The organism is Novipirellula sp., from assembly GCF_041583735.1.
In the GTDB taxonomy this organism is placed as follows: Bacteria; Planctomycetota; Planctomycetia; order Pirellulales; family Pirellulaceae; genus Novipirellula.
The window spans coordinates 1-10,329 of the sequence record NZ_JBFHFD010000282.1 but is presented as its reverse complement, the minus strand read 5'-3'; the positions used below and the strand labels follow the sequence as shown (position 1 = coordinate 10,329).

General features: G+C 53.8%; 10 protein-coding genes. All 10 read right to left on the bottom strand.

Translation table 11 applies throughout. The annotated features are described in order from the left end of the window. Window positions 1-520: 520 nt before the first annotated feature. Complete coding sequence (locus ABX962_RS19660; protein ID WP_372721731.1) at window positions 521-1,147, bottom strand: class I SAM-dependent methyltransferase; 627 nt, start codon at window positions 1,145-1,147, stop codon at window positions 521-523. A 368-nt stretch (window positions 1,148-1,515) separates the two neighbouring features. Further along, window positions 1,516-1,749, bottom strand: coding sequence for a hypothetical protein (locus ABX962_RS19655; protein WP_372721730.1), 234 nt, complete (start codon window positions 1,747-1,749; stop codon window positions 1,516-1,518). A gap of 113 nt (window positions 1,750-1,862) precedes the next feature. Continuing rightward, entirely contained in the window at window positions 1,863-2,321 is a 459-nt protein-coding gene (locus tag ABX962_RS19650) for a CsbD family protein (protein ID WP_372721729.1), read from the bottom strand. A gap of 43 nt (window positions 2,322-2,364) precedes the next feature. Further along, window positions 2,365-2,616, bottom strand: coding sequence for a hypothetical protein (locus ABX962_RS19645; RefSeq protein WP_372721728.1), 252 nt, complete (start codon window positions 2,614-2,616; stop codon window positions 2,365-2,367). A 52-nt stretch (window positions 2,617-2,668) separates the two neighbouring features. Next, on the bottom strand, window positions 2,669-3,508 hold the full coding sequence (locus ABX962_RS19640) for a transglutaminase family protein (RefSeq protein ID WP_372721727.1): 840 nt from the start codon (window positions 3,506-3,508) through the stop codon (window positions 2,669-2,671). Window positions 3,509-3,571: 63 nt separating this feature from the next. Then, window positions 3,572-3,934: a response regulator gene (locus ABX962_RS19635; protein ID WP_372721726.1), complete on the bottom strand. Its 363-nt coding sequence runs from the start codon at window positions 3,932-3,934 to the stop codon at window positions 3,572-3,574. 124 nt (window positions 3,935-4,058) lie between these two features. Next, a complete protein-coding gene (locus ABX962_RS19630) occupies window positions 4,059-6,836 on the bottom strand; it encodes a response regulator (RefSeq protein ID WP_372721725.1) in 2,778 nt (925 codons plus the stop codon). Next, a complete protein-coding gene (locus ABX962_RS19625) occupies window positions 6,826-8,787 on the bottom strand; it encodes an AI-2E family transporter (RefSeq protein WP_372721724.1) in 1,962 nt (653 codons plus the stop codon). The genes ABX962_RS19630 and ABX962_RS19625 overlap by 11 nt, the downstream gene beginning before the upstream one ends. A 308-nt stretch (window positions 8,788-9,095) precedes the next feature. After that, complete coding sequence (locus tag ABX962_RS19620) at window positions 9,096-9,614, bottom strand: PleD family two-component system response regulator (protein WP_372721723.1); 519 nt, start codon at window positions 9,612-9,614, stop codon at window positions 9,096-9,098. 424 nt (window positions 9,615-10,038) lie between these two features. Continuing rightward, window positions 10,039-10,329: phosphatase PAP2 family protein (locus ABX962_RS19615; RefSeq protein WP_372721722.1), on the bottom strand; the 291-nt coding region annotated here is incomplete at its 5' end.

Genomic DNA, 10,329 nt, shown 5'->3' with positions numbered 1-10,329 from the left:
CAACAGTTCGTTGGTGACCGGCAGCACAAACAAACGGTGATTCGACAAGCAACAGTCCGGTTAACGGGCAACCATTTGCAAGCACCGTGCCAACTTTGATCGACAGGCAATTAATTGCCAATTTCGACCAAAACTCCTCCGAAAAACTCTCGCCCTGCTCAATCACCCCGCAGCGTGGTTGATGGCAACTCAGATCACAAGGTCTGGATGACGCTTGTGGCTGGCCCCCAAACGCAACGTTGTGAAGCATCGAGAGGAGGCGAACCCCGGCATTTACGTTTTGTACGCGACGCACGCCAGTGCGTGGAGGGTTGCCACGCGAATGCAATTCACCACCTGCTTCACCACCTGCTGGCGAAGGTCGCGACGAGAAACGACTTCACTGCGTTCGCCCAAATGGCTAACCGAAGAGCGGCGTGGAGACAGTCAAACGGTCGCAGCGAGTCGAATGTTTAACGTTTACCTCGCTCCGCTATAAAAACACTTCCGTTTGACGTCAAACGGGAGTTAGCAGAGGGTGTTACGCGATGTCCCGCACCATCGAGGGCGATTCGATTTTTCGCCATGTGAACACGGTCAATGGCGGAATATTGATCGGGATGAACTCGGTCTCGGCGGGACCAAACAGCGGGCGAGCAAAACGTTCGACATCCGAACGAACTTGATAGGCAATAAATTCACCCCCAGGCTTTAGCACTTGATGGATCGCGTGCACGAGATCCTTCGCTACAGAGGGTGGAATCGCGCTGAAAGGGACCCCTGAAACGATCACGTCGGGGCGTCCAAATTGATGCTGTTCAAGCAACGCCAATAGATCAGTCGCGTCGCCGATCTGGGGTGTGAATCGCGGATCAGCAATTTCGTCTAACGCTTCGCGAAAGGCATCCGTTTTTTCAATCGCAAGCAGGCGTGCGTCCGGACGCATTTGTGACAATAGCGACAACGTGGTTCCCCCGGCACCTGGGCCAAGTTCGACCACCGACGAAGCTCGGCGGACACATTCGCGGTCAGCAATGTTGTCCAGCAAAAAGGGCGAGCTTGGACAAATCGTAGCAACCTGGCTCGGCTGTTTCATCCAAGCCCTGAAAACATGAAACGCCCGCTTGGCAAACGAAGTCGTTTGCGGCTGTCCGATAGAAAGAGGCATTTGCTGGTCCTGCGTTGTTTGCTTATGAATTTGCTAAGGTTGTAAATTGATTCTACCGTCTTGAATCGTCACCTTCCGCAGGGGCACAAAGGCCATTGCCATCGCTGCCAACCCCACTCGCCGAAAACGGGACGAAGCGAGGTTGAGAGTCTCCGGGCACCGCCGAACGAATGGGCACGATGCGACTAAAAGCAAGTCGGAAAGCAAACGTTGTGCCGTTGCCACCACTGACGGCATCTGCGGCCGTAACCAGACCGTCACCAACAAGAAAAAGGCGAGTTCAAACAAGAAAAAAGTCGTGCAACCCAATGAGGTCACACGACTCAATCAAAAAGCGAAAACGCTGATTAAATCACTTGTTTACTGGCTTAGCCTCGCAACTTCCAACCCACGATCAAGCCCAACCCGAAGCACCACATCGCAGCGACATCGGGTTTTTCGTGTGCGTACTCGCTCAGCCGTCCCATGATGTCTTTGGCAGGCTCGGTGACATAATGAGTGCTGCACTGCTGCAGTTTTTCGGCTGCAGCCTGGGTGCTAGGTGACGCAGTCGACTCTGATCGTCGGTTCGACGTTTCGCTACGCATTGTCGGTGAATTCATGAATAAGATCCTTCATTGAAATTTGTGTGGGAAAACGGTCAAGGGGTGAACGAGATGACAGGGACATGCGATCGTTATCCGTCGCCTGTGCAGCCCATCGAATGCGACAAAACCTAGCGTGACCAGCGATCACGCCACGAAGGTTCGGGTTGCCGGCGACTTGCGATTGAGATCCCAATCGCGATTCCAGTGATCAAACCGACGCCCAAGGCCGCCACCACCGATTCAAGCGGACGTTGTGCGAGCACTTCGGCCGATTGCTCATAGCCTTCGCGTGCCCGCCGAGCGACTTGTTCATAACCTTCACGAACGGTTTCGCTGGCGGTTTCGGCATAGTTCGAAGCCATCTCCGAAAAGTTGCCCGAGTTCGAATCACAGTTTTGGCAAGCCTCGCTCAGAAACGCTTCGACCTGCTCGCGACCCTGGCCGGTTTTCTGTTGAATCAACCCGATCAATTGATCGGTATCGCCTTCGACTTGGCTCAGTTCGTCATCAGTGATCTGTCCGTATTTCTTCTTGACGGCTCCGGTAATCGAATTCCATTTGCCGCTAATTTCTTGTTTCGTAACCATGAGTCACCTGTTTTGGGAAAGTGGGTATTTTGTAGATCCAGCGTTAGCAAACACCGTCGCCATTGCTAACATTTCGCCACGATGTGGTTTGAAACAATTGACGTTTTTCAAAACCATCGGGCTCGCTGTCGTTAACCAAAACAGCAACCGTTGCAATTGGCGTACCGATGAATGAAGCGGATCGGTACAGTCGAATCAATTCGGGCGAATCAATTCGGGAAGATTCATCGAGATCCGCTGCCGCGGTGAATCGGTTGATGCGGCGAGCGAAGCCGCCTGTGTGAAAAACAATCAAACTGGGCGCCCGCCGCACATCCCCGTTTTATCGCATGCGTCTCGCCTGTCGCTCAGGCGGTCGAGACAGCGGGCGGCTGCTCGTTTTCAGGCGATTCTTGGACGTCCGCCGCGGTGTTGGCCCACACGTCCTGGGACGTCAAATTGGTGTTGCCGGTAATGGTCGCGATCGACACATCCGCCGCATCACGTCCGACACCGATGCGAACCAACCCGCTGATCGGTGCCAATTTTGTGGGATCGAATAAGTACCATTGTCCTCCGAGATAAGCTTCCACGAATCCGTGAAAATCGGGTGGCTGCAAATCGACGGCGTACCCAGCAACGTAGCGTGCCGGAATCCCAATGCCGCGGCATAGGGCGATCGTTAAATGAGCGTAGTCACGACACACGCCGGTCCGTTGCACCAACACATCGGCCGCGGTCGTCGTCGCATTGGTGCTGCCGGGCGTGTAATCGAGATGATGGTTCACCCAATCACAAACCGCCTGGACTCGCGTAAACCCGCGGTCCAGCGTGCCAAACTCTTCAAATGCGAAACGCAACAGCAGGTCACTCTCGCAATACCGACTTGGATTGAGATAAGTCAATACATCAGGTGGCATTTCTGAAACATTCGATTCGTTCACCGCGGTCGATGGATCCACATCGGGCGTCAATTCAATCGTCGCTCGGTATTTCACATTTAAGGTACATGGATCAACAACAATCCGGTGCATGCGATTGCCTTCGCCGCCAACTCGATATTGTTCAACGTTCAGCGTGGGGTCAAAGGTGAGTTCTTCGGAAACAACCCTTTGATGTGCCGTGGTCGCGGCCGCAATCTGCAGCAGAAACGTACTCGGAGAACGGACGTCGTAAACGAGGTCACTTCCCACATCCACTCGTATCATCGCAAACATCTCATACAAGAAATAAATTTAAGCAAATTTTCATTGGCAACCGTTGCCAATCCATTATGAAACACTCAGCAGGTGTTCAATGAGCGACAACAACTTGTCCATCTCCACCGGCTTGGTGTGATATTCAGTACATCCCGCTTCGATCGCTCGCTCACGATCGCCCGTCATCGCATGGGCAGTCAATGCGATCACCGGTACCGTGATCCCTTGTTCGCGAATCTGCTTCGTTGCTTCCCAGCCGTCGAGCTCGGGCATATTCATGTCCATCAGGATCACGTCGGGACCATCCGCTTGGGCATGTTCAATCCCGTCCTTCCCGCCGGTGGCTGTGACAATGTCAAAACCGCGTCGCTCGAGTCGACGTTTCAAGACATCACGGTTATCGTCGTTGTCGTCGACAATCAAAATACGAGGCATCGGTTGTTCCTTTATTGATTTTGTTTTGCAGCGGCCCGGTGAAGTCACAGGTTTTGCCTGCCATCTTTCGCCCCTATCGGCTTCACTGTCGTTTTCCGCATCAGGACAATCACTTGATAGGCAACTACTGCGCCGTTGATTGTTGTTTTTCAATTTCTTTGTTCGACTCGGCCTTGATCGCCCCGGACTCCGTCGATTGCTTCGCGGGCCGCCGGGTCAAATGGGTCACTAAATGGCGCACTTCGTCTAACAATTTCCCGCGACTCAGCGAACCTTTGGCTAAGATCCGCTCGACGCTGCCGTTTAGCCGAGCGTGATCCTCGCTCGTCAGCTCCATCGCGGTCAGCACCACCACCGGAATGGAAATCCACTGGGGATCCGCACGCACCACTTCCAAAAACTCGAAACCATCCATTTCCGGCATCATTAAATCGAGCAAAACCACTGCTGGAATTTCACCACGCACACAATCCAATGCTTCGCGGCCATTGCCGGCCTGGATCACTCGCCAACCTTGGTCTTCGAGAGTGCGGGCGACCGCTCGTCGCGTGGTTTCATCATCTTCGACCAACAACACATAGGATTGGTCGCTCTGCATGTACCGCCGCAGCATCGAAACGAGTTTTTGTCGATCGATTGGCTTGACCAAATATTCGGACGCGCCAAGCATGAACCCCAAATCGTGGTCGTCTTTGACCGACTGCATGATCACGGGAATATCCGCCAGATCGTTGTCCGCTTTCAGTGAAGCCAACACCGACCAACCATCCACCTTGGGCATCATCACATCCAAGATGATTAAATCGGGATGGCACTGTTTGGCGCGGGCTAGTCCCTCGGCCCCGTCGGCAGCGGTGACCGGGCGAATTCCTTCGGCCACCAACACTCGTGTCAAAATATCACGGATCGCCGGATCATCATCGATCACCAAGACCACACTCGCACTCTCGGCCAACGGCGCGGCACGACGAGCCGATATCGGCTCCGCTATCGCGGCGGATTCGTCACGCTGCTCCGCCGCCTTGGCAATATCAACCTTGTCAAGGTTTTCAGGCAATGACACGGTGAACGTTGTCCCTTTGCCCTGGACACTTGATACTTGCACGCTGCCGCACATCAATTCGGTAAAGCGTTTGATGATCGCCAACCCCAATCCCGTCCCACCGTACTTTCGCGTGGTCGAGGCATCGACTTGAACAAAGGGCTGAAACAGCTGCGTCACTTGCTCGGGCGTCATCCCAATTCCGGTATCGGTCACCTCGAAACGCACCATGTTGTTACCGGCGTGATGGTTGCCGGCGTGATGGTTACCGGCGTCGTCATCACCAGCGACTCGGGAAACATGTAAACGGATCAGCCCCTTCTCGGTAAATTTGCTTGCGTTGGACAACAGGTTGTAAAGAACTTGGCGCAACTTCATCACGTCCCCGACCATCGTCGAAACATCGTCATCGATCTCGACTTGCAAGCGATTCTGATTTTTCTCAATGAGGGCTTCGACCGTGGAAACGACCTCATCGATCGCATCGGCGACCTCGAACGATTCGGGGAACAATTCCATTTTCCCCGCCTCGACTTTTGACAAATCAAGCACGCCGTTAACAAGTTCGAGAAGATGTTTCCCCGCCGAGCGAATTCGTTTTAGGTCAGGAATAAAGTCGGGAATCTGTTGATCTTCGGCCTCTTCGGCCAACAGCTCACTATACATGATCACGGCATTCAGAGGCGTCCGCAGTTCGTGACTCATATTGGCCAAAAACTGGCTTTTCGACTCATTAGCGGCTTCGGCTGTCTCTTTAGCCAACTCTAATTCTTGGCGTGACCGCAACCGCGATGTGATGTCGTTAAACGTGATCACCGCTCCTTCGACGACGTCGTTATTTTTCAGTGGAAACGACGAGTATTCAACGGGAACCGACTTGCCGTCGAGTCGCCAAAACAATTCATCATCCACACGGCAACCATCGCCCACGCGAGACGATTTGTAAATCGGACATTCCGTAACGGGAAAGGGATCGCCGTCGGCGGTGGTGTGATGCACTAATTCGTGCATATTTTTCCCCAAGAAGTCATTCGGTTTACCACCGAGGATCAAAGCGCCCGCACGGTTCATGAACGTGCAAATCCCTTCGGTATCAATGCCATAAATCCCCTCGCCAGTCGATTCCAACAAGCGTTGGTTATAGCGTGCCAGCTCGTCCTTTTCACGAACATGGCGTCGCGACATATCGGCGGACGATGTCTTCAAATTCCAGTGTCGACGAAGCAGATAATAGGTCCCCAACACCAACAACGATGCGAGCAGCGTCGACAGCAGTAACGAAATCCGAGTGATTGCAAGACGATTCTGCAGTGCGTCACTACGCTGCGTCAGCAACTCATCTTCGGCCCGCTCGATCTCATGAACCAAATCACGAATGTCCGCCATTTGTTGTGTTCCCACACGGAGCACCGCTGCCGCTGCGATCGAGTCGGGTTCAGGGTTCTGATAGGACAACACAAATTGTTGCATCAGTTCGATCTTCGGTTCGATCAAACTCGACAGCGATTTGACTCGCTTTTTCTGTTCCGGGTTATCGAGCGTTAGTTGCATCAGCTTGGATTGTTGCTGTTCCGCTGCGGCAATAGCGCGGTCAAATTGGTTGCGATAGATCTCGTCATCCGAAAGCAAGAAACCTCGTCCCGCCGATTCGGCATGGCTCAACTCGGCACGAATTTCCTGCGTTACCGCCAGCACCTGTCGCGACTGGGACACCCAATCCGCCGACTCGGCGGCACGTTGCACGTTGCGATAAGTCATCCATGAGGTGCCGATCAAAAACGCGAGAGCGGCAATCAGCCCCGCCGGAGCCAACCAACGTTCCCATTTGGACACAACATCGAGAATGTCATCACGAGACATGATTGGCCTCTTCGATGCTGCAATGGGGGGGATCGACCGATCTCCGATGATCGGATGTCGTGCTATCGACAGTCGCTTGATTCATCTCTTTGAGCAGCACATCAATTTGATGCTTGGTTTGTGCCAGCGAGGTTGTCAGATAACTCGCCCCCGCTTCCCGAACGCGAACCAACAACTCGTCATAGTCTTTTATTTTGCCGAGATAAGTGACCACGATTGGAACCGATGGCTGACTCGCCCGAATTTCGTTACACATGTATTTCAACTGAGGCAAGCCGCCCGGTGGCAACACCGATAACACCACAATATCAGGATGACTCTCGGAGATTTCAGCGACCACTTTCGAAGGCAACTCTTTGGTCGTGCTGAGATCGACTTCACACTCACCGTCGATCAACCGCGATAACATTGCCAACGCGATTTCTTCGGATTCATGGTGAACGGGATGGCCAAACAGACGTCGACGCGGAGCAGTGCACGGCTGGTTCTCGTCGCCGCCGGTCACCGAGTCGCTGCGTCGATCCTCGGACGACATCTGCGGGAGGTCCTTCGCCGCATCACTCTCCGGATCATCGCCGCGCTCACTCTCGTCGAGAGCAAAGGATTCACGTGTCGCCTTCCAAATAAACTGCTCTTCAGCGGCGCTAATCGAATCCTTGCCTCGCTCGATCCGCGTCCAACTGAGCGCAGGGATCAAAACTTCATCAAACGCTCGTTCCTGACCAAACTCGTTGGCATATTGCTTGTAGACCCGTCGCCCCTCGGTAAAATCTTGAGCCAATAAACGCTGAAAGAATTGAAGTCGCGCATCCAATACGGGCTGCTCGGCAAGCAATACTTTGAGCGAACGGAGGTGCGGCAAATGTTGGCCGAGCACGACCAAACAAACCGTCAGCGGCGTCGACAGCAATAATCCAACAGGCCCCCAAACCCACGCCCAAAATAGAGCCGCAACCAACAACGCAATGGGCGTAAGCCCCGTGGTCTTGCCAAACAACACGGGTTCGATCACGTTGCCGGTGACGAGTTCGCTGACGGTAAAGAAAACCAAAACCGCAATGGGTTGCGTCCATCCCGTCGACGTGGCAACGCTGACCAACAACGGAAACAATACCGACGCGGGACTGCCAAGAAAGGGGATAAATCGAAAACAGAGCGTTAGAAATCCCCACAGCGGAGCGTAGGGAACATCCATCAAATACAACCCCACCCCAAACCAAAGCCCAAAGCCGGCGTTGACTAACAACAAGTTCAGCAGATACTTGCTGACGCGTTCGGCGGTGTCTCGCATCAACCGCGTGGTCCCCGTTAACGCCGCATCCCCCATCAACGAGATCAATCGGTAGCGGATGTCTTCGCGTCGCAACAACAGAAACATGACCAACACGATCACCAATGCCGCATTGGCAATCGGTTCTACGATTGGCAACAACATCTCGGTTGCCGCCGTAAACGGACTTTCGGGTTCACTGGCGACCACAATTTGAGGCGGCGGGGTCGTAATCTCTTCGACCACTGCCATCTCATCATCCGACGATCCAAGTTCCGCCACCGCACCTTGCTGGGGAAACAATTCGTTGAACATGTTGGAAAGTCTGCTCACCGTCGAATCCTCACGAAGCTGAAATGACTCAAGCTTCGTCTTGATCTCCTGCTGGTGATTGGGCAGATCGGCTGCCAACGTTTGAACTTGCGACACCAATGCCCATGTCGCCAATCCAATGATCGCGAATGCAAGCCCGCTAGCCAGTAATACCGCCGCTAAACGCCCCAATTTCCATTTTTCCAAGACCACAACCAAAGGCGTCAGAATGAACGCCAACAACACGCTCAGAGCGATCGGCACGAGCACTGGCTTGCCGAAATACAGCAACGCTAACACCATCAACACAGTGCCAAGACTAAAAAAAACTCGACCGGTGGCCGATTCGCGATCACGTTGGTTGGTCAACCGCCATGTCCTTTCGAAGAGAGCGACACATTGAAGTACATGCAACTCGCGGCCTGGTAGAAAATGGGCACCGTTGCTTGGCGAGCAAGCAAACGCATTTACCATGCCGTGCTACGCAATCCTGCGACCGATTGCTGCGTCAGCGAGTCCAAGAGGCGAATCCAAGAGGCGAGCACGCGAGAATTTATCCCAACGCGATGGCAATGCCTCTCCCGAAGTTTTCTCGGTGAGCGAGAAGATTCGATTTTTCAGAGGCAAGGTTATCGAGAGGGAACGGTGATCAGAGGCAAGATCATCGAGTCACGGCGTCAACTAAATTTGGGTCCGTTCTCTTGGACTTCGCGATACAGACGGCGAAGCGTTGGTGAAATCCGTTTGTTCGGCCACGGCTGCTCATGAACCGTGTATTGAAAATCGCGGTTCGCCACGCTGGCGACCTGATCTAATCGCCGGACGATCTGCTGAGTGCGGATTTTGTCCAATGGCTTGGTTAAGAACACCGTTCCACCAGCACTCTGTACGAACGACCGAATGTCGTCGTCCTGCAGACTGCTGATCACGATCACGGGGATGGATTTAAGCTGTTCGGATCGATGATGTCGCAGTGAACACAGCAAATCAAGTCCGCTGGCGACGGGCATTTCGATATCGGTAACAATCAGCTGGGGCTGCAACTTTTTGACTGCGGCCCATGCATCTTCGCCATTGGCCGTCGTTGTACATTCGTAGCCACACTCCGCGACCCAACTGCGCAGCAATTCACGGGATGCGCGTAAATCATCCGCGATCACGCACTGAGGAGAAATAGGATCGGCGACGTTGCTCATAAAATGCTTACCACAATGTTAAAATCGCCTTCGTTGGCGTCTGCTTCCATTCCATCTTTAGAAGCAATTGGCGGGCCAACCTCCGCCGACTGCTACTTCGATCGATCCGCTCGTTCGTCCCCCCAGATCGACGATCGTTCGCTACGGATGATCGCTAAAAATCGTTTCGTACACACCCATTTTGCCACGACGCTGCATCACGATCTGACCTGCGTCCTCGCGAATTATTCACACAAAAACAATTTGGCCTACGGGTGTGATCGTTCGTACGGCAACCGGTTGGCAGATTACAGTTCGTCGATCGGCGACGTTCACGCAGACGCGGTGGCAGCATTAACGTCCTTTCTCGCAGGCGAGGGCCCCCGAACCGGGCATGTCCACAAATCGGGCATGTCCCTAAATCGGTATTGCCGCGATGCAGTGCTTACACTTTCGGCGGAGGCAAGTCGGGTGGCTTGGCGAGATGCGATTCACGCAGCTTTAGCGATCGCGAGATCAACCAACACGATAACGCCCACACTAAACCCGCGACCCACCCTGCCAGCACGTCTGTTGGGTAGTGCACCCCCATATAGACGCGGCTAAAACCGACCAAGACGGTCACGGCCATCGCCACGGCGATGACATAAAACCGCACCCAAAACTGACGCAGCACCGGCACCACCAATACCGCGAGCGTCAGATAGACAACCGCGGACATCATCGAATGTCCACT